General features: G+C 63.5%; 13 protein-coding genes. 3 read left to right on the top strand and 10 right to left on the bottom strand.

Annotated features, from left to right (window positions below):
- Positions 1-339: 339 nt before the first annotated feature.
- From JQ604_RS08785 to JQ604_RS08755, 7 genes are all read right to left on the bottom strand, one after another.
- Positions 340-1,143 carry an HAD family hydrolase gene (locus tag JQ604_RS08785; RefSeq protein ID WP_212355493.1) on the bottom strand — a complete coding sequence of 268 codons (804 nt, stop codon included), beginning with the start codon at positions 1,141-1,143 and terminating at the stop codon, positions 340-342.
- Complete coding sequence (locus tag JQ604_RS08780; protein WP_249158153.1) at positions 1,140-1,628, bottom strand: gluconokinase; 489 nt, start codon at positions 1,626-1,628, stop codon at positions 1,140-1,142. The genes JQ604_RS08785 and JQ604_RS08780 overlap by 4 nt, the downstream gene beginning before the upstream one ends.
- Positions 1,629-1,656: 28 nt before the next feature.
- Positions 1,657-2,409: a 6-phosphogluconolactonase gene (gene pgl, locus JQ604_RS08775; RefSeq protein ID WP_212355489.1), complete on the bottom strand. Its 753-nt coding sequence runs from the start codon at positions 2,407-2,409 to the stop codon at positions 1,657-1,659.
- Position 2,410: 1 nt separating this feature from the next.
- Positions 2,411-3,922 (bottom strand): glucose-6-phosphate dehydrogenase, encoded by a 1,512-nt coding sequence (gene zwf / locus JQ604_RS08770; RefSeq protein WP_212355482.1) that lies wholly within the window; start codon positions 3,920-3,922, stop codon positions 2,411-2,413.
- On the bottom strand, positions 3,922-4,905 hold the full coding sequence (gnd, locus tag JQ604_RS08765; protein WP_212355480.1) for a phosphogluconate dehydrogenase (NAD(+)-dependent, decarboxylating): 984 nt from the start codon (positions 4,903-4,905) through the stop codon (positions 3,922-3,924). The genes zwf and gnd overlap by 1 nt, the downstream gene beginning before the upstream one ends.
- 12 nt (positions 4,906-4,917) lie before the next feature.
- A complete protein-coding gene (locus JQ604_RS08760) occupies positions 4,918-7,764 on the bottom strand; it encodes a bifunctional transaldolase/phosoglucose isomerase (protein ID WP_212355478.1) in 2,847 nt (948 codons plus the stop codon).
- Positions 7,765-7,979: 215 nt separating this feature from the next.
- Positions 7,980-8,429, bottom strand: a complete 450-nt coding sequence (locus tag JQ604_RS08755; protein WP_212355476.1) for a DsrE family protein — start codon at positions 8,427-8,429, stop codon at positions 7,980-7,982.
- A gap of 788 nt (positions 8,430-9,217) precedes the next feature.
- Between JQ604_RS08755 and JQ604_RS08750 the strand changes: the two genes are divergently transcribed.
- From JQ604_RS08750 to JQ604_RS08740, 3 genes are all read left to right on the top strand, one after another.
- A complete protein-coding gene (locus JQ604_RS08750) occupies positions 9,218-11,161 on the top strand; it encodes a PrkA family serine protein kinase (protein ID WP_212355474.1) in 1,944 nt (647 codons plus the stop codon).
- Between the two features lie 138 nt (positions 11,162-11,299).
- A complete protein-coding gene (locus tag JQ604_RS08745) occupies positions 11,300-12,571 on the top strand; it encodes a YeaH/YhbH family protein (RefSeq protein ID WP_212355926.1) in 1,272 nt (423 codons plus the stop codon).
- A complete protein-coding gene (locus tag JQ604_RS08740; protein ID WP_212355472.1) occupies positions 12,571-14,103 on the top strand; it encodes a SpoVR family protein in 1,533 nt (510 codons plus the stop codon). The genes JQ604_RS08745 and JQ604_RS08740 overlap by 1 nt, the downstream gene beginning before the upstream one ends.
- Before the next feature lie 250 nt (positions 14,104-14,353).
- On the opposite strand, the gene JQ604_RS08735 is transcribed toward JQ604_RS08740, so the two are convergent.
- From JQ604_RS08735 to JQ604_RS08725, 3 genes are read right to left on the bottom strand one after another with little or no spacing between them, the layout of a single operon-like run.
- A complete protein-coding gene (locus JQ604_RS08735) occupies positions 14,354-15,409 on the bottom strand; it encodes a 2-oxoacid:ferredoxin oxidoreductase subunit beta (protein ID WP_212355470.1) in 1,056 nt (351 codons plus the stop codon).
- Entirely contained in the window at positions 15,406-17,253 is a 1,848-nt protein-coding gene (locus JQ604_RS08730; protein WP_212355468.1) for a 2-oxoacid:acceptor oxidoreductase subunit alpha, read from the bottom strand. The genes JQ604_RS08735 and JQ604_RS08730 overlap by 4 nt, the downstream gene beginning before the upstream one ends.
- Complete coding sequence (locus JQ604_RS08725; RefSeq protein ID WP_212355466.1) at positions 17,223-19,022, bottom strand: FAD-dependent oxidoreductase; 1,800 nt, start codon at positions 19,020-19,022, stop codon at positions 17,223-17,225. The genes JQ604_RS08730 and JQ604_RS08725 overlap by 31 nt, the downstream gene beginning before the upstream one ends.
- Positions 19,023-19,207 lie beyond the last annotated feature (185 nt).

The following is a 19,207-nucleotide window of genomic DNA, read 5'->3' as shown; positions in this document are numbered from 1 at the left end:
CTTTGCTCCAATAGACGTTGACGTGTCCGGGCATTTCCGGGAGCCCGATCCGAAGGGCTGGAAATAACGAGATCGGACGACGCCAAAAAAATTCCGGTAGCCCGCCGACTAAGACGGCTCTGAAGCAAGGGCGCTTTGACGTTTGCTCGATTTCTCCGCGACGAACGCTTGATATTCAGGCGCGTCGAAGGAACCGACCCGACGGTCGGACGCCCGTGACGAGCTCCCGCGCGGTCAGACACGACATTTCGGCACGTAATCAGGATGACGTGATCAATTGTGATGGACTATGAGCGGGATCACTGTGGAACTGCTGACAATGTGCAGTTCGCGACGACCTCAGCGAAGCGCGAGCACGCGCTCCATGGCACGGGCAAAGCCGTCCTGCGCGTTGCTCTCGGTGACGTGCGTGGCGCGCGCCTTCACGTCATCGCTGGCATTGCCCATCGCGAAGGAGACGCCGCTTCTCGCAAACATCGGAAGATCGTTTTGCATGTCGCCGATCGTGGCGACGTTGGCGAGATCGACGCCAAGCCGCTTTGCGATGGCGGCGACGAAGGTGCCCTTGTCGTGGCCGGGCGGCGTGATGTCGAGATAGTAGGTCTGTGAGCGGACCGCAGTCGCCTCATGACCAACGGCCTGCTGTACAGCGGCTTCGCAACGCTTGAGGAGCTCCGGGTTCGAGCTCGCGCCGACGATCTTGCAGACGCTGCCGAGATACGGCGTAAAGTCCGGAACGATGGTCGGGTCGTGCTTGATCGCGCGCTTCTCGTGTTCGACGTATTCGCCGTCGGGATTGCGGGTCAGCCAGCGGTCGTTGGTGAACAGCCAGATGTCGACGCCGAACTCGGCGAGGATCTTGAGGCTCCTCTCGACCACGGCCGGCGGAATCACATGCTGCTCGATCGGCTTGAGCTGGGCATCCACGATCGAGCTGCCGTTGAAGGCGCCGATCGGCAACGTGATCGACAGCGGCGCGATCAGGAAATCCATGCCGATGGTCGGCCGGCTGGAGACGACGGTGAAGCCGATATTGGCTTCGTGCAGCTTGCGCACCGCGGCCCTGGCGTCGTCGGTCAGGATCTTGTCCTTGGTCACGAGCGTGCCGTCGACGTCGGACACGACAAGGGCGATACGGGTCATGGGGAATCCAATTTCAGTTGGGCGACGATGTCGTCGACGATGGCCTCGACGCTGGCGTCGATGGAGACGGTGAGGGGATGCTCGTCCGCGCCCGGCGGCTCCAGCGTGTTGAACTGGCTGGTCAAGAGCCCCGGCGGCATGAAGTGGTTCTTGCGTGCAGCCAGCCGGCCCGCGATCAGCTCCTGTGTGCCCTTCAGGAAGACGAAGCGGACGTCGGTCCGGCCATTCAGCAGCACCTCGCGATAGACGCGCTTCAGCGACGAGCAGGCGATCACGACGTGCTCGCCGGCCTTGCAGGCGCGGCCGATCTCGGCGGCGATCGCCCGGAGCCACGGCCAGCGATCCTCGTCGGTCAGGGGGTGGCCGGCGTGCATCTTGGCGACGTTGCTGGGCGGATGAAAGCTGTCGCCGTCCTCGAACCGCCAGCCGAGGCTGATGGCGAGGCGATCGGCGACCGTGCTCTTGCCGGAGCCGGACACGCCCATCACGATCAGCGCGCAGGGCAATTGCTCGTCAGCCACGAAACTCCTCCGGCAGCGCGGCCTGATCGACGAGCCAAACCGTTTCGCCTATCGATCGTGCGCGGTTCGCCGGCAGATTCTCGCCTGCGAGCAGCCGCGTCAAGATCGCGCGCTTGCCGCTGCCGGCCGCCTGAAACAGCATTTCGCGGCAGGAGGCCAGCGCTGATAGCGTCAGGCTCACGCGCGGCACGAACGGCTCGACATTGGCCTTGGGCACGCCGACCACCCAGCGCTGCGTCTCCTCGACGGCCGGGAAGCCTGGAAACAGCGAAGCGGTGTGGCCGTCGGGGCCGATGCCCATCAGCACGAGGTCGAACAGCGGGCGCGCCGGGTCGAGCTGCTCGGCGCCATAGAACGCCATCAGTCCGTTCTCGTAGAGCGCGGCGCTGACGTCGGGGTCTTTCAGGTCGGCCGTATCGGTCGCGATGGGATGGACGTTGGCCGCCGGGGCGCAGCGGTCGAGGAAGGCCTGCCGCGCCATGCCCATGTTGTGCAGCGGATCCTTGCGCGGCACCAGGCGCTCGTCGCCGATGAACCAGTCGATGCGGTCCCAGGGAATCTTGCTGCGATACTCCGCCGTCGCCAGCAATTGGTACAGCGCCTTGGGGCTGGAGCCGCCGGTGAGACAGATCGCGATGCGGTCGTCGTTGGCGGCGATCCGCGCGATCAGCCGCTCGGCGGCCATGCGTGCCATTGCCTCGGGGTCGGCGACGGTGAGGATCTTGCGTGCGCGATCATCAGCCATGTCAGCTCAGCTTTCGCCAGCTCCGGCCGTCGCGCTCGAGGAGGTCGTTCGCCTCTTCGGGGCCCTCGCTGCCGGGTTCGTAGACTTTCAGCCCCTTGCCGCCGGCGTTCTTCCAGGCGTCCAGGAAGGGTTGCACCGCCCGCCAGCCGGCCTCGACGCTGTCGGCGCGCTGGAACAGGATGTTGTCGCCGATCATGCAGTCATAGATCAGCGTCTCGTATCCGGTCGATGGTTCGGCCTGGAAGTAATCCTTGTAGCGGAACTTCATCTCGACGCCATCGATGTTGATCGCCGGGCCCGGCACCTTGGTGTTGAACTGCAGCGCGATGCCTTCGGTCGGCTCGGTCGAGATGATCAGGTAGTTCTGCGACAGCCGGTCGACCGGCGTATTGCGGAACATGGCAAAGGGGGCCTGCTTGAACTTGATCGCGATCTCGGTGCGCTTGACGCCGAGCGCCTTGCCGGTGCGGAGATAAAACGGCACGCCGGCCCAGCGCCAATTGTCGATGGTCAGCTTCAGCGCGGCGTAGGTCTCCGTGGTGCTGGATGGCTGGACGTCGGCGGTCCTGCGATAATCCTCGATCTCGGTGTCGCCGATTCTGCCGGCGCGATACTGCCCGCGGACCGAGTTGTGCAACGCTTCCTGCTCGGTCTGGGTCTGGATCGCGGCCAGCACGTCGGCCTTTTCCGAGCGCACGGCGTGCGCGTCGAAGCGTCCCGGCGGCTCCATGGTTACCAGCGAGAGCAGCTGGAACAGATGGTTCGGCACCATGTCGCGCAGTGCGCCGGTCGCGTCGTAGAAGCTGCCGCGGTGGCCGACGCCGAGCTTCTCATCGACGGTGATCTGGATGTGGTCGATGTGGTTGCGATTCCAGATCGGCTCGAACATGCCGTTGGCGAAGCGCAGCACCAGGATGTTCTGCACCGTTTCCTTGCCGAGGTAATGGTCGATCCGGTAGATCTGGTGCTCCTCCATCAGCTTGAGCAATTCGCTGTTGAGCGCCTTTGCCGAGGCGAGGTCGGTGCCGAACGGCTTTTCAACCACCAGCCGTCGCCATACGCCGTTTTCGGCGAGCATGCCGGTGCGGGCCAGTTCCTTGCTGATGGGCAGGAAACCGCTCGGCGGCGTCGCCAGGTAGAACAGCCGATTGCCCTGTGTCTCGCGTGCGGATTCGAGCTTGTCGAGCCGATCGCGCATCGCATCGAACGACGCCGGATCCTTCGGATCAGCCTCGATGCAAGTGACGCAGGCCAGCAGCCGCTTGGCGATGGCGTCATCGACCTTGCGGGTGGCGTATTGGTGCAGGCCCTTGGTCAGGCTCTCGGTCAGTTGCTCGTTCGACATGCCTTTGCGGGCGATGCCGACGATGCAGAAATTGTCCGGCAACAGGTCGTTGGCGGCGAGGTTATAGAGCGCGGGGATCACCAGCCGGTGCGCCAGATCGCCGGTCACACCGAAGATGACGATGCTGCAGGGATCCGGCTTCTTTTGTTTGGCTTGCGTGACCGTCATCAGGCCGGCTTCTTCGGTTCTTTGTGCCCGCCAAACCCTGCGCGCATTGCCGAGAGGATCTTCTCCGCAAAGGTATGATCCTTGCGCGAGCGGAAGCGGGTGTAGAGCGCCGCCGTCAGCACCTCGGCCGGCACGGCCTCGTCGACCGCGGCATTGACCGTCCAGCGGCCCTCGCCGGAATCCTCGACAAAGCCCGAGTAGTTGTCGAGCGTGTGGTTCTCGGCCAGCGCCGTCGCGGTGAGGTCGAGCAGCCAGGACGGGATCACGCTGCCGCGGCGCCATACCTCCGCGATGTCGGCGATGTCGAGGTCGAAGCGGTGCTCTGGCGGCAGCGCCTCGATATTGGCGTTCTTGAGGATGTCGAAGCCTTCGGCATAGGCCTGCATCAACCCGTATTCGATGCCGTTGTGAATCATCTTGACGAAGTGTCCGGCGCCCACGGGGCCGGCATGGATGTAGCCCTGCTCGATGCGGGGATCGCGCTTCTCGCGGCCCGGGGTGCGCGGAATATCTCCGATCCCGGGCGCAAGCGCCTTGAAGATCGGATCGAGCCGGTCGACGACCGCCTTCTCGCCGCCGATCATCATGCAATAGCCGCGCTCGAGGCCCCAGACGCCGCCGCTGGTGCCGATGTCGATATAGTGCAGGCCGCGCTCTCTCAGCGCCTTGCCGCGGCGGACGTCGTCCTGCCAGAACGAGTTGCCGCCGTCGATGATGGTGTCGCCGGGCTGCATCAGCTTCGACAGCGCATCGATGGTCGCTTCGGTGATCTTGCCGGCCGGCAGCATCACCCAGGCGGTGCGCGGCGCTTCCAGCTTGAGCACGAAGTCTTCCAGCGAGGAGGCGCCGACCCCCTTGTCGGCCGTCAGCGCCTCGACCGCCCTGGCGTCCCTGTCATAGACCACGGTCGAGTGGCCGCGATTCATCAGGCGGCGGACGATGTTGCCGCCCATCCGCCCGAGGCCGATCATGCCGAGCTGCATTTTGGCGCTCCCTCAGTTCAGTGCATTGGCGATCGCCGCGTCGAGCGCCGCGAGGCCGGAGAGCAAATCGCCCTTCAGGTGGACGCGCAGCGCGCGCCGGCCACGTTCGGTCAGCACGTCGAAGTCGCCGCGCGCCTGCGCCGCCTTGACCACGCCAAAGCTCGCCTTCTGGCCGGGCACCGGCAGGTCGGCGGCGTCATCGGCCGTGATCTGCAGGAACACGCCGCTGTCGGGGCCGCCCTTGTAGGCCTGGCCGGTCGAGTGCAGGAAGCGCGGGCCGAACTCGGCGCAGGTCGCCAGATGCCGGGCATCGCGCAGCTTCAGCCGCATCGCCTGCATGGCGTCGATCGTGTCGCCGTCGCGCTCGATATAGGCGAGCAGGGCGACATAGTCGCCGCGGCCGGAGCGCGACAGGTGCGCCTTGATCCAGGAGTTCAGGTCGCCATTGGCGCCGGCCTTGCGCAGATCGTCGGCGTTCTGGGCGTCGGTGTAGAGATCGGCCTCCGCCGTCGACACCGCCGGCTTTTCGCCCGGCAACGCGCCGGTCTTCTCGAACGCAGCGGTCAGTTCGCGGGTCTTGATCTTGGCGGCCTCGACGTCCGGCTGGTTGAACGGGTTGATGCCGAGGATCGCGCCTGCGACCGCGGTTGCGATCTCGAAGCGGAAGAACTCCTGGCCGATATGGTCGATCGACTTCATCACGATCCGCACCACGGGATGGCCGGCGGCTTCGAGCGCCGCAAGTTTTGCGTCATGCCCGGCGTCGTCGTCGCTTTCAGTCCGTAGGTCGATGAAGAAGCGGTCATTGCCATAGACCGAGACGTCGCCAATCGTCTCGCCGTCGATCGGGATCAGGCCCTTGCCGTCCTTGCCGGTGGATTCCGCGATCAGCTGCTCCGCCCAGGCACCGAAATCGGCGACGCTGTCGGAGGCGAAGATCGTCACCTTGTCGCGGCCTTCGAGACCGGCGATTCCCATCGCGAGCCCGAGCTGCACGCCGGGGTTCTCATGCGGCGGCACGTCGGCACCGCAGGAGCGCACCATGGACAACGCGTGATTGATCAGGCTGCGCACATCGATCCCCGCAGCCGCGGCCGGGACGAGACCAAACGGCGACAGCACGGAGTAGCGGCCGCCGATCGTGGGATCGCCGTAGAAGATGCGGGCAAAGCCTTGGTTGATCGCGACCTTCTGCAGCGAGGAGCCCGGATCGGTCACCGCGATGAAGCGGTGGCCGGCCTTGTCCTTGCCAACAGCCTTCGACACCCGGTCGAAGAAATAATCCTTCATCACGTTCGGCTCGGTGGTGCCGCCGGACTTGCTGGAGACGATGAACAGCGTCTTCGAAATGTCGACGTACTCTTCCATCGCGCGCACCTGCGCCGGATCGGTGGAGTCGAGCACGTGCAGCCGCGGGAAACCTGATTTGTGCGGGAAGGTCTGCGCCAGCACCTCGGGCCCGAGGCTCGATCCGCCCATGCCGAGCACCACCGCATCGGTGAAGTTCTGCCCCTTCACGCGCTTTGCGAAATCCTCGTAGTCGGCGAGGTTGGCGGCGGCGGCGCTGGTCAGCCAGCCCAGCCATTTGTGCTCGTCATCGCTGGTCCAGACCGACCTGTCCTTCTGCCAGAGCCTGCGGATCTTGGCTGCGGCGCGCCATTCCTCGGTGCTCTTCTCGACCGCCTTCTCGATGGCAGCGCCGAGCGCAAGCTTCTGGCGATCGATGCCGCCGCCGAGCGAGGTCGCGCGCTTGTGGGCGACCGCGCCATAGAGCTTGTCGGCGGCGTCAGCGAACAATTTGACGCCGTCCTTGACCAGTTCTTCCGTGATCGCGTCGAGCGAGATGCCGGACTTCTCCAGCTCCTCCAGCACGCGGCGGGCGTCCTCGACATTCTCCTCCAGACTGTCGCGCAGCTTGCCATGGTCGCGGAAGGCGTCGAGCGTCGCCGGCGGCACGGTGTTGACGGTGTCGGGGCCGATCAGCTCCTCGACATAGAGGACGTCGCTGTAGTCCTTGTTCTTGGTGCCAGTCGAGGCCCACAGCAGCCGCTGCGGTTTGGCACCTTTGGCCTTCAACTTGTCCCAGCGGGTGCCCGCGAACAGGCGCTTGTAGTCCTGGTAGGCCATCTTGGCGTTGGCGATCGCGACCTTGCCCTTCAGCGCGGCGAGCCGCTCCTTCTCGGTCGGATCGTTGGCCTTGGCGATCTTCTCGTCGAGCTGCTTGTCGACGGAGGAGTCGATCCGGCTGACGAAGAAGCTGGCGACGCTCGCGACATGCGAGGGATCGCCGCCTTTGGCGACGTATTTCTCCAGGCCTTTGAGATAGGCTTCCGCGACTTGGCGGTAGACGTCCTGCGAGAACAGCAGCGTGATGTTGATGCTGATGCCTTCGCCGATCAGCTGCTCGATCGCCGGCAGGCCTTCCGGCGTCGCCGGCACCTTCACCATCAAATTCTTGCGGTACACATCCTTCCAGAGCCGCTGCGCCTCCGCGATCGTGCCCTTGGTGTCCATCGCCAGGTACGGCGAGACTTCCAGGCTGACGAAACCGTCGCCGCCCTTGGTGTGGTCATAGACCGGCCGCAGCACGTCCGCCGCGTTCTGGATGTCCTCGACCGCGATGTGCTCGAACAGGTCGGCGACGGAGCGGTCGCCCTTTTTGAGGGCCTGGCCGATCGCGCCGTCATATTCGTCCGAGCTGCCGATCGCCTTCTCGAAGATCGAGGGGTTGGACGTGACGCCTTTGACGCCGTCGGTGTCGATCAGCGCCTTCAGGTCGCCCTTGCCGATGAAGCCGCGGGCGAGGAAGTCCAGCCAGACGGCCTGACCATGGTTTTCGAGTGCTTTGACGGGATTCATGGGTGCCTGTTTCTTGTTCGATCGGGGGCGATTTTGGGGTTCCCGGGCAGCTTTCTGGGGTCGCACCGGAATGTCAACCGAGGGGAGGGAGGTCCGGCAGAATATCAGCGATTTCAAGGGATAACGCCATTCACTTCAGTTCGATCCCTTGAGGCGCTGATGCGCCTTAGAGAAACCCGCAGCCGGCACAATTTTATGACGGCGGGGCGCCGTCGTCAGGGCCGCAGGTACAGGTAACCCTGGGACTGCAGTTCGGCGAGGCGCACCACGCCGCCGCGGTCGGCACTGATGAAGCCCGGCAGCAGGTCCTTCAGGGTGACATTCTGCGACTTCATGGTGTTGCCGCAGGCAGCGAGCTCCAGTCCCGCCCTGGCGAACTGGCCGACATGGCGCGACAGATCGGGGCTGGCTGCGACAGAATGAAACGCCTTCAGCGCCTGGCCGTGCACCACCAGCGCGATCGTCACATTCTCGGGACCGCCGACGCCGTCGAGATGGTTCTGGATATTGCCGATGACGAAATTGACCTTGTCGAGATCGCTGAGGTGATAGACCACCTTCAGCCTGCCGCCGGCAGGCGCTTCGGTCGCAGCGTTGGCACGCGAGGCGGCGAAGACTGCGCCGAAGGCGGTCACTGCGCTCCACAACATGTTGCGTCGGTCCATCGCATCCTCCGTTCTTCGTGGTTGTCCGCAGCCTAGCATTGACGGCGCGACGAGACGAGTTCCTTTGCGCGTGCAAACATGCGCGAAAGCCTGCAAAACAAGGCACACCGCGCCGTCGGATGTTTGTGGTCCGATGTCGCGATTTCGTTCAGGCGTCGATCACAAAGCGTTTAGTGCCACACTCATGCCATCCGTTCTCGCAACCGGCGACACATTCGAAACGTAGCTTCCAGGCGCTCACGGCGAGGAACGAATGCAGGCTCCCGGGAATAAACATGACGCATCACGCGTCAGTGTTCGTGCACGGAAGCTGCGACGTTGAGTTGCCAGGAATTGGTTGGTCATCGGTTGGTAGTCGATGCCTTAGTCACGACCGGAGGAGGATGGTTCAAGGCTTTCCTGAATGAATGTTCATCGCACCCCGTAACGTGCACATCTTGACGTCGCCAAGCGGGGAGCACACATTTTAAGGGAGCCAAACGTGCATTGCCGAGCGTGGATTTTGTTCAGTTCGGTAGCGACCCTGGAAGGCCTGTATCCCCGGTAAACCACGGATGTGGCGGGAGAGCTACAGAAGCCAAAATCCGGCTCTCGACAGTGCTCGTTGATGAACTATTAACCTTACTGCTTGTTGATAAGGCATAGGCTGCACACGCAGTGCGTTGCCGAAGTGAGTCGGTCGAGTGTCCAATGGACGAAGCGCGCCGACGCTGATTCGATCCTTGGTGCTCTTGAAAGTTACGACTCGTTTCAGTCGTGCGGCGATTCATATCGTGGAGAGAGGGATCATGTACAACGATTCTTTGTTCAACGCCTTCGCAAGGTCGTTCGAAGCGCGAAGCCAGACCGACATGTCGATGGCGGAGTATCTGGAGTCGTGTCGAAGTGACCCGATGCGATATGCGAATGCCGCAGAACGGTTACTTGCTGCGATCGGTGAACCGCAAATGATCGACACGGCCAAGGATCCTCGCCTTGGCCGTATTTTTTTGAACCGCACGATGCGCTCTTATCCCGCCTTCTCCGGCTTCTACGGCATGGAGGATACGATCGAGCGTCTCGTCGGCTTCTTCCGGCACGCAGCCCAGGGTCTCGAAGAGCGCAAGCAGATACTCTATCTGCTCGGCCCGGTCGGCGGCGGCAAGTCATCGCTCGCCGAACGCATCAAGGCGTTGATGGAAGTCCATCCGATCTATGTGCTGAAGGCCGGCGATGAGCTGAGCCCCGTGTTCGAAAGCCCGCTCGGCCTGTTCGATCCGGATCAGCTCGGGCCGATGATCGAGGAGAAGTACGGCATTCCGCGCCGCAGGCTGAGTGGTCTGATGAGCCCGTGGGCCTACAAGCGGCTCGAAGCCTTCGGCGGCGATATCTCGCAATTCCGAGTCGCGCGCCTCCAGCCCTCGCGGCTGCGCCAGATCGCGGTCGCCAAGACCGAGCCCGGCGACGAGAACAATCAGGACATCTCCTCGCTGGTCGGCAAGGTCGACATCCGCAAGCTCGAGACTTACGCCCAGAACGATCCCGACGCCTACAGCTATTCCGGCGGCCTCAACCGCGCCAACCAGGGCGTGCTCGAGTTCGTCGAAATGTTCAAGGCACCGATCAAGATGCTGCATCCGCTGCTGACGGCGACGCAGGAAGGCAACTACATCGGCACCGAGAATATCGGCGCGATCCCCTTCACCGGCGTCATCCTGGCGCACTCCAACGAAGCGGAGTGGCAGAGCTTCAAGACCAACAAGAACAACGAGGCCTTCATCGACCGCATCTGCGTCATCAAGGTCCCGTACTGCCTGCGCGTCACCGAAGAGCAGAAGATCTACGAGAAGCTGATCCAGAGCTCCGAGCTCGCCGCCGCGCCCTGCGCGCCGGCGACGCTGGAAACGATGTCGCGCTTCTCTGTGATGTCGCGCCTGCGTCGGCATGAGAACTCCACGGTATTCGCCAAGATGCGGGTCTATGACGGCGAGAGCCTGAAGGAGTCGGATCCCAAGGCGCGCAGCGTCCAGGAGTACAAGGACGCCGCGGGCGTCGACGAAGGCATGGACGGCGTCTCCACCCGCTTTGCCTTCAAGGTGCTGGCCTCGACCTTCAACCACGACACGACGGAAGTCGGTGCCGATGCGGTGCATCTGATGTACGTGCTGGAGCAGGCGATCCGTCGCGAGCAGCTGCCCGATGAGGTCGAGAAGCGCTATCTCGAATTCATCAAGGCCGATCTCGCGCCGCGCTACGCCGAGTTCATCGGCAACGAGATCCAGAAGGCCTATCTGGAATCCTACGCCGATTACGGCCAGAACCTGTTCGATCGCTACGTCGACTACGCCGACGCCTGGATCGAGGACCAGGACTTCAAGGATCCCGACACCGGCCAGCTGATGAATCGCGAGCTCCTGAACCAGGAGCTGACCAAGATCGAGAAGCCCGCCGGCATCGCCAACCCGAAGGACTTCCGCAACGAGGTCGTCAAGTTCTCGCTGCGCTCGCGGGCCCACAACAACGGCAAGAACCCGAGCTGGACGTCCTACGAGAAAGTCCGCGACGTGATCGAGAAGCGCATCTTCTCGCAGGTCGAGGATCTCTTGCCCGTCATCTCCTTCGGTTCGAAGAAGGATGGCGAGACCGAGAAGAAGCACGGCGAGTTCGTCGCACGGATGGTGGAGCGCGGTTACACCGAGCGCCAGGTTCGCCGTCTGGTCGAATGGTACATGCGGGTGAAGCAGGCCGGCTAGAGCATGATTTCAACCCCGCCGAGCGCGTCAGCGCCTTGGCGGGGCCGGTTGTTCCAAAAAATCGTGCTCAACAAAGACAGCAGATCATGATGTGATGCTGTGAATCGCATCATGATCTAGAGTGGATGCAACGTGGCCATTCATATCGTCGATCGGCGCCTGAATCCGGGTAGCAAGAGCCTCGAGAACCGCCAGCGGTTCCTCCGGCGAGCCAAGGCTCTGGTGCAGGGAGCCGTCAAGAAAACCTCTCAGGATCGGGACATCAAGGATGTCCTCGAAGGCGGCGAAGTCGCGATCCCCATGGACGGGATGGAGGAACCGCGGTTCCGCCGCGAGGGTGGAACCCGGGACATGGTGCTGCCCGGCAACAAGAAATTCGTCGAGGGCGACTATCTGCCCCGGCCGAGCCAAAGCGGCGGCAAAGGGTCCGGCGCCGGTGAGGGCGACAGCGAGGATGCCTTCCGCTTCGTGCTCAGCCGTGACGAGTTCGTCGACCTGTTCCTCGACGATCTGGAACTGCCCGACCTTGCCAAGCGCAAGCTGGCGGAGACCGAACACGAGGGCCTGCAGCGCGCCGGCTACGCCACGTCGGGCTCGCCCGCGAACATCTCGGTCAGCCGCACCGTGAGCCGGGCGCTGGCGCGGCGTGTTGCGCTGCGAAGGCCGCGCCAGGAGGACATCGACGCGCTCGAGGCGGAACTCGCCGAATGCGACGACGAGAAGCGCCGTACCGAGATCCGCGCTCAGCTCGAGGCCTTAAAGGCCAAGTTCAAGCGGATCCCGTTCATCGATCCGATCGACATCCGCTATCGCCGCTTCGAGACCGTGCCGAAGCCGGTGGCGCAGGCGGTGATGTTCTGCCTGATGGACGTGTCGGGCTCGATGTCCGAGCACATGAAGGACCTCGCCAAGCGGTTCTACATGCTGCTCTACGTGTTCCTGAAGCGGCGCTACAAGCACGTCGAGATCGTGTTCATTCGCCATACCGACCGCGCCGAGGAAGTCGACGAGGATACATTCTTCCACGGCCCGGCCTCCGGCGGCACGCTGGTGTCGAGCGCGCTGGTCGCGATGACCGACATCCTGCGGACGCGCTTCCGCCCCGCCGACTGGAACATCTATGCGGCGCAGGCCTCCGACGGTGACAACATGACGTCGGACAGTGCGCTGACCGGACAGCTCCTGACCGAGAAGATCCTGCCCGTCTGTCAGTTCTTCGCCTATCTCGAGGTCGGCGAGGCTGCCAACTACACGTTCGACATGCCCGACTCCTCGCTGTGGACGCTGTACGAGCGTCTGCGCAACGACGGCGCGCCGCTGTCGATGCGCAAGGTCAGCGAGCGCGGCGAGATCTTCCCGGTGTTCCAGGATTTGTTCAAGAAGCGCGGCGCGCAGGAGAGGGTGGCCTGATGGCGGGACTGCTGTTCGAAGGCGCCGATTGGGATTTCCACACCCTGCAGCGCGTCCACGACGCCTGCGAGGAGATCGCCAGGAAAGAGCTCGGTCTCGACGTCTATCCGAACCAGATCGAGGTCATCACCGCCGAGCAGATGCTGGACGCCTATTCGTCGGTCGGCATGCCCTTGTTCTACAAGCACTGGTCGTTCGGCAAGCAGTTCGCCTTCCAGGAAGCGTCCTACCGCAAGGGCCTGATGGGCCTCGCCTATGAGATTGTGATCAACTCCTCGCCGTGCATTTCCTACCTGATGGAGGAAAACACCGCGACGATGCAGACGCTGGTGATCGCGCACGCAGCCTTCGGCCACAACCACTTCTTCAAGAACAATTATTTGTTCAAGCAGTGGACCGATGCCGACGGCATCCTCGACTATCTCGAATTCGCCAAGGGCTACATCATGGCCTGCGAGGAGCGTCACGGCCGCCTCGCGGTCGAGCGCACGCTCGACGCCGCGCATGCGCTGATGTCGCACGGCATCGACCGCTATCCCGGCAAGAAGACGCTCGATCTTCGCGCCGAGGAGAAGCGCGCCGGCGATCGTCGCCGCCACGAGGAGGCTGCGTTCAACGACCTCTGGCGGACGGTGCCGACCACCAAGACCAAGAACACCACGACACTCTCCGCCGAGCGCCGCCGTGCGCTGCTCGGGCTGCCGCAGGAGAACATCCTTCGCTTCCTGGAGAAGACCGCGCCGCGGTTGCACCCCTGGCAGCGCGAGATCATCCGGATCGTGCGCCACATCGCGCAGTACTTCTATCCGCAGGGCCAGACCAAGGTGATGAACGAGGGCACCGCGACCTACGTGCATTACCGCATCATGAGCCGCCTGCATCAGCAGGGCCAGATTTCCGACGGCAACTTCCTCGAATTCCTGGGCTCGCACACCAATGTGGTGTTCCAGCCGGAGTTCGACGACCGCCGCTGGTCCGGCTTCAACCCCTATGCACTCGGCTTCGCCATGATGCAGGACATCGAACGCATCGTGACCAATCCGGAGCAGGAGGACCGCGAGTGGTTCCCGGATATCGCCGGCAAGGGCGACGTCGAGGGCGTGCTGCGCGATATCTGGGCCAATTACCGCGATGAAAGCTTCATCGGCCAGTTCCTGAGCCCGGCGCTGATCCGCCGCTTCCGTCTCTTCCATCTGCACGATAATCCAGCCGACACCAACGGCATCAAGGTCGACGCCATCCATGACGAGCGCGGCTATCGCCGGGTCAGGCGCGAGCTGTCGCGGCAATACGATGTCGGCTTCATCGACGCCAATATCGAGGTGGTCGACGTCGACCTCGCCGGCGACCGTCGCCTGATGCTGCGCCATTCGACGGTGAAGGGCTCGCAGCTCAACGAAACCGACGCGCGCCGCGTGCTGCAGCACCTCGCCGACCTCTGGACCTACGACGTCGCGCTGACCGAAGTCGACGGCGACAAGGTGCTGAAGGAATACGTCGTCAGCCCGCGCACCGCGGCGGTGGCGGCTTAAAGACCTCTTCACCTCTCCCCGCTCTTCAGCGGGGAGAGGTCGGATTGCGCGGAGCGCAATCCGGGTGAGGGGCAAGGCACGCTACCTGCTACAGGTTCGCAACGTGCCGACTCATCTATCGAGAAGTCAGACAGTATCGAGGAGTCGGAAAGGCTGCTTGTGCGGCAGCGCCGTGCATGGCCCCTCACCCGCCGCCTGCGCTGCGCTCCGGCGTCGACCTCTCCCCGCAAAGCGCGGGGAGAGGTGAAGCCTACCGCAGGCTCGCGTTGATCTTGTCCAGCACGGCCGAGCCCGGGCACAGCGTGTCCGCCTCCAGCGTATTGAGCGGCGTCTCCACCGTGTCGAGATGGGTGTGCAGATCGTCGGCTTCGGGATCGACATAGAGCAAGCCGGTGACGATCTGCCCCTTCGCGGCGTGCCTGGCGAGGAAGGTCTGGGCGCCGAGCCGGTCATGCGGATCGTAGTCGGCGTCGAGCTTGCGCAGCGCGAGCTTGGTGCCGTCATGCTGCTCGACCACCTGCACGGTGCCGGGTGCGTAATCGACGCTGATCGGATCACGGCCGACCAGCACGTCGAGCCGGTTCACCGCGTCATTGTGCTCGCGGACATAGTCAAAACTCTTGGTCGAGCCGGCATGGTTGTTGAAGGCGATGCAGGGGCTGATCACGTCGATGAAGGACGCGCCCTTGTGGCGGATCGCAGCGGCAATCAGCGGCACCAGTTGCGTCTTGTCGCCGGAGAAGCTGCGCGCCACGAAGGTGGCCCCGAGCTGCAGCGCGATCGCCACCAGATCGATCGCATTGTCGGTGTTGGTGACGCCCTTCTTCGACTTCGAGCCGCGGTCGGCGGTCGCCGAGAACTGGCCCTTGGTCAGGCCGTACACGCCGTTGTTCTCGACGATGTAGGTCATGTTGACACCGCGCCGGATCGAGTGCGCGAACTGGCCGAAGCCGATGGAAGCGCTGTCGCCGTCGCCGGAGACGCCGAGATAGATCAAATCGCGGTTGGCGAGGTTGGCGCCGGTCAGGACCGACGGCATGCGGCCGTGCACCGAGTTGAAGCCGTGCGAATTGCCGAGGAAATAGTCGGGCGTCTTGGAAGAACAGCCGATGCCGGAGATCTTCGCCACCCGGTGCGGCTCGATCGAGAGCTCGTAACAGGCCTCGATGATCGAGGCGGTAATCGAGTCGTGGCCGCAGCCGGCGCACAGCGTCGAGATCTTGCCCTCGTAATCACGATGGGTGTAGCCGAGGTCGTTCTTCTTCAGGCTCGGGTGATGGAATTTCGGCTTTGCGATATAGGTCATGACACGGCCTTGCGAAGCGGGGTCACCTTCAGGTGGTCCTGGTGGTCGCCAATGGAATTGGCGATGAAACGGGCGGTGATGGGTGTGCCGTCATAATGCAGGATCGGCACCAGCCGCACGGGATCGATGCCGTTCTCGTTGACGATCAACTGGCGCAGCTGCGCGTCGCGGTTCTGCTCGACCACATAGACGAAGTCGTGATCGGCGATGAAGCTTGCGACGCTGGAGTGGAACGGGAAGGCGCGGATCCGCATCCGGTCGAGCAGGTGCCCGCGCGCCTCCAGCAGTCCGATCGCCTCGTCCATCGCCGGCGACGTCGAGCCGAAATAGATCACGCCGTATTTGGTGGGCCTCTCCGCATTGGCCTGCAACGGTCGCGGCACCAGATCCTGCGCGGTCTCGAACTTGCGCACCAGCCGCTGCATGTTGTCGGCGTAGACGGCGCCTTCTTCCGAGTAGCGGGCGTAGCGGTCGCGCGAGGTGCCGCGGGTGAAGTAGGAGCCCTTGGTCGGATGCGTGCCGGGATAGGTGCGGTAGGGGATGCCGTCGCCGTCGACGTCGAGATAGCGGCCGAAGTCGCGGCCCTCCTCCAGCATGTCAGCGGTCATCACCTTGCCGCGGTCATACTGCCGGGCGTCGTCCCACTTCAGCGGGCGGGACAGCCGGTGGTTCATGCCGATGTCGAGATCGAGCATCAGGAAGATCATGGTCTGCAGCCGCTCGGCGAGATCGAACGACTGCGCCGCGAACTCGAATGCCTCGGCCGGATCTTCCGGGAACAGCAGGATGTGCTTGGTGTCGCCATGCGAGGCATAGGCGCAGGCGATGATGTCGCATTGCTGGGTGCGGGTCGGCATGCCCGTCGAGGGGCCGGCGCGCTGGATGTTCATGATCACGGCGGGAATCTCGGCGAAATAGGAGAGGCCGATGAACTCGGTCATCAGGGAGACGCCGGGGCCCGATGTCGCGGTGAACGCACGCGCGCCGTTCCAGGAGGCGCCGATCACGATGCCGATCGAGGCCAGTTCGTCCTCACCCTGCACGATGGCGTATTTCGCCTTGCCCGTTTCAGGATCGTGACGATACTTCTTGCAGTGCGCGGTGAACGCCTCCGCCACCGACGAGGATGGCGTGATCGGATACCAGGCGCAAACCGTGGCGCCGCCATAGACCGCGCCAAGCGCGGCCGCGCTGTTGCCTTCGATGAAGATGCGGTCGCCGACCTTGTCGGACTTCTTGACCCGCAAGCCGATCGGGCACTTCAGGTTCTGCAGCGCCCAGTCGCGGCCGAGATGCAGCGCGTGGACGTTGGACGAGAGCAGTTTCTCCTTGCCCTTGTACTGCTCGCCGATCAGCTGCTCGATCACCTTCGGGTCCATGTCGAGCAGCGCCGAGAGCGCGCCGAGATAGATGATGTTCTTGAACAGCTGGCGCTGCCGCGGATCGGTGTAGGTCGAGTTGGTGATCGCGGTCAGGGGCACGCCGATGACGTTGATGTCCTCGCGGAATTTCGACGTCGGCATCGGCTTGGTCGAATCGTAGAACAGGTAGCCGCCCGGCTCGATGCCGGCGACGTCCTTGTCCCAGGTCTGCGGGTTCATCGCCACCATCATGTCGACGCCGCCGCGTGCGCCGAGATGGCCGGCTTCGGTGACCCGCACCTCGTACCAGGTCGGCAGACCCTGGATGTTGGACGGGAAGATGTTGCGCGGTGACACCGGCACGCCGTGGCGCAGGATCGAGCGCGCGAACAGTTCGTTGGCGGACGCCGAGCCCGAACCGTTGACGTTGGCGAAGCGGACGACGAAGTCGTTTACGCTGCTGATCGGGCTTTGGACTGACATGATGATCCCGCGTGAACCATATCGATGAGGTACTTCTGCATGTCCCAGGCGCCGGTCGGGCAGCGCTCGGCACACAGCCCGCAATGCAGGCAGACGTCTTCGTCCTTGATCATGACGCGCCCGGTCTTCAAATCGCCGGAGACATAGAGCGCCTGGTCGTGATGCGGCGAGGGCGCTTTCAGCCGCTGGCGCACGTCATCCTCTTCGCCGTTCTCGGTGAAGGTGATGCAATCCATCGGGCAGATGTCGACGCAGGCGTCGCACTCGATGCACAGCGGTGCCGAGAACACCGTCTGCACGTCGCAGTTCAGGCAGCGCTGGGCTTCGCCGAGCGCGAGCTTGACGTCGTAGCCGAGCTCGACCTCGGCGCGGATGTCCTTCAGCGCGATCACCTTGTCGCGATGCGGCACCTTGAAGCGCTGGTCGGCGGAGATGTCGTTGTCGTAGCTCCACTCGTGAATGCCCATCTTCTGCGAGGAGACGTGCACCTCGGGCAGCGGACGCTCGGTGATGTCCTCGCCGGACAGCATCCTGTGAATCGACAGCGCGGCATCGTGGCCGTGCGCCACCGCCCAGATGATGTTCTTCGGGCCGAAGGCCGCGTCGCCGCCGAAGAACACCTTCGGGTTGGTCGAGACGAAGGTTTTGGGATCGACCTTCGGCATGTGCCATTTGTCGAACTCGATGCCGCAATCGGCCTCGATCCAGGGGAAGGCGTTCTCCTGGCCGACCGCGACCAGCACGTCGTCGCAGGCGATGGTGTGATCGGGATCGCCCGACGGCACCAGGTTGCGGCGGCCCTTGGCGTCGTACTCGGCCTTGACCTGCTGGAAGGTGACGCCGATCAGCTTGCCGCCGACATGCTTGAATTCGATCGGCACCATGTAGTTGAGGATCGGAATGTCCTCGTGGATCGCGTCTTCCTTCTCCCAGGGCGAGGCCTTCATCTCCTCGAAGCCGGAGCGGACCACGACCTTGACGCTCTCGCCGCCGAGCCGGCGCGCGGTGCGGCAGCAATCCATCGCGGTGTTGCCGCCGCCGAGCACGATGACGCGCTTGCCGATCTTGCTGACATGGCCGAACGACACGTTGGCCAGCCACTCGATGCCGATATGGATGTTGCTGGCTGCTTCCTTGCGGCCGGGAATATCGAGCTCGCGGCCGCGCGGTGCGCCGGAGCCTACGAAGATCGCATCATATTTGTCGGATAGCAGCGCCTTCATGCTGTCGACGCGCTGGCCGCCCCTGAACTCGACGCCGAGGCCCAGGATGTAATCGGTCTCTTCGTCGATCACGGAGTCGGGCAGGCGGAATTTTGGAATCTGGCTGCGCATCATGCCGCCGGCCTTGGGATCGCCGTCGAACACGATGCAGTGATAGCCGAGCGGGGCGAGGTCGCGGGCGACCGAAAGCGAGGCCGGACCGCCGCCGACCAGCGCGATGCGCTTGCCGTTCTTCGGTCCGGGCTTCGGCAGCCGGTGCTTGATGTCGTCCTTGAAGTCGGCGGCGACGCGCTTCAGGCGGCAGATCGCGACCGGATTCTCCTCGACGCGGCCGCGGCGACAGGCGGGCTCGCAGGGGCGGTCGCAAGTGCGTCCCAGAATTCCGGGAAACACGTTGGACTTCCAATTGATCATGTAGGCGTCGCTGTAACGCCCTTCAGCAATCAAGCGGATGTACTCGGGAACCGGGGTGTGTGCGGGGCAAGCCCATTGGCAATCGACCACTTTATGAAAGTAGTCTGGCGCCGAGATATCAGTCGGTTTCATTCCTACCTTGTCCCGCGCTTGAAAATACCAAGTGTGGCGCGGCCTTATCTTTGCCTTTGAACGCTCACGCGGCGTTCTTCTGGTTTTTGAATTGGATCATAGGCTTATCTTATTAGAGCCATTCAAGACGGTGCACAAAGGCAAATTTGGGCGATCATCCGCTTTCGCGATGCTGATCTGCGTTT

It is taken from the genome of Bradyrhizobium jicamae, from assembly GCF_018130695.1.
Classification (GTDB): Bacteria; Pseudomonadota; Alphaproteobacteria; order Rhizobiales; family Xanthobacteraceae; genus Bradyrhizobium; species Bradyrhizobium jicamae_B.
The sequence above is the reverse complement of the archived record's forward strand: the minus strand, read 5'-3'. Positions and strand labels throughout refer to the sequence as shown.

Coding starts and splice junctions, on each gene's coding strand:
- JQ604_RS08740 (WP_212355472.1), top strand. CDS start 12,571: ATGGCGGGACTGCTGTTCGAAGGCGCCGATTGGGATTTCCACACCCTG.
- JQ604_RS08730 (WP_212355468.1), bottom strand. CDS start 17,253: ATGTCAGTCCAAAGCCCGATCAGCAGCGTAAACGACTTCGTCGTCCGC.
- zwf (WP_212355482.1), bottom strand. CDS start 3,922: ATGACGGTCACGCAAGCCAAACAAAAGAAGCCGGATCCCTGCAGCATC.
- JQ604_RS08780 (WP_249158153.1), bottom strand. CDS start 1,628: ATGGGCGTGTCCGGCTCCGGCAAGAGCACGGTCGCCGATCGCCTCGCC.
- pgl (WP_212355489.1), bottom strand. CDS start 2,409: ATGGCTGATGATCGCGCACGCAAGATCCTCACCGTCGCCGACCCCGAG.
- JQ604_RS08735 (WP_212355470.1), bottom strand. CDS start 15,409: ATGACCTATATCGCAAAGCCGAAATTCCATCACCCGAGCCTGAAGAAG.
- JQ604_RS08750 (WP_212355474.1), top strand. CDS start 9,218: ATGTACAACGATTCTTTGTTCAACGCCTTCGCAAGGTCGTTCGAAGCG.
- JQ604_RS08785 (WP_212355493.1), bottom strand. CDS start 1,143: ATGACCCGTATCGCCCTTGTCGTGTCCGACGTCGACGGCACGCTCGTG.
- JQ604_RS08755 (WP_212355476.1), bottom strand. CDS start 8,429: ATGGACCGACGCAACATGTTGTGGAGCGCAGTGACCGCCTTCGGCGCA.
- gnd (WP_212355480.1), bottom strand. CDS start 4,905: ATGCAGCTCGGCATGATCGGCCTCGGGCGGATGGGCGGCAACATCGTC.
- JQ604_RS08760 (WP_212355478.1), bottom strand. CDS start 7,764: ATGAATCCCGTCAAAGCACTCGAAAACCATGGTCAGGCCGTCTGGCTG.
- JQ604_RS08725 (WP_212355466.1), bottom strand. CDS start 19,022: ATGAAACCGACTGATATCTCGGCGCCAGACTACTTTCATAAAGTGGTC.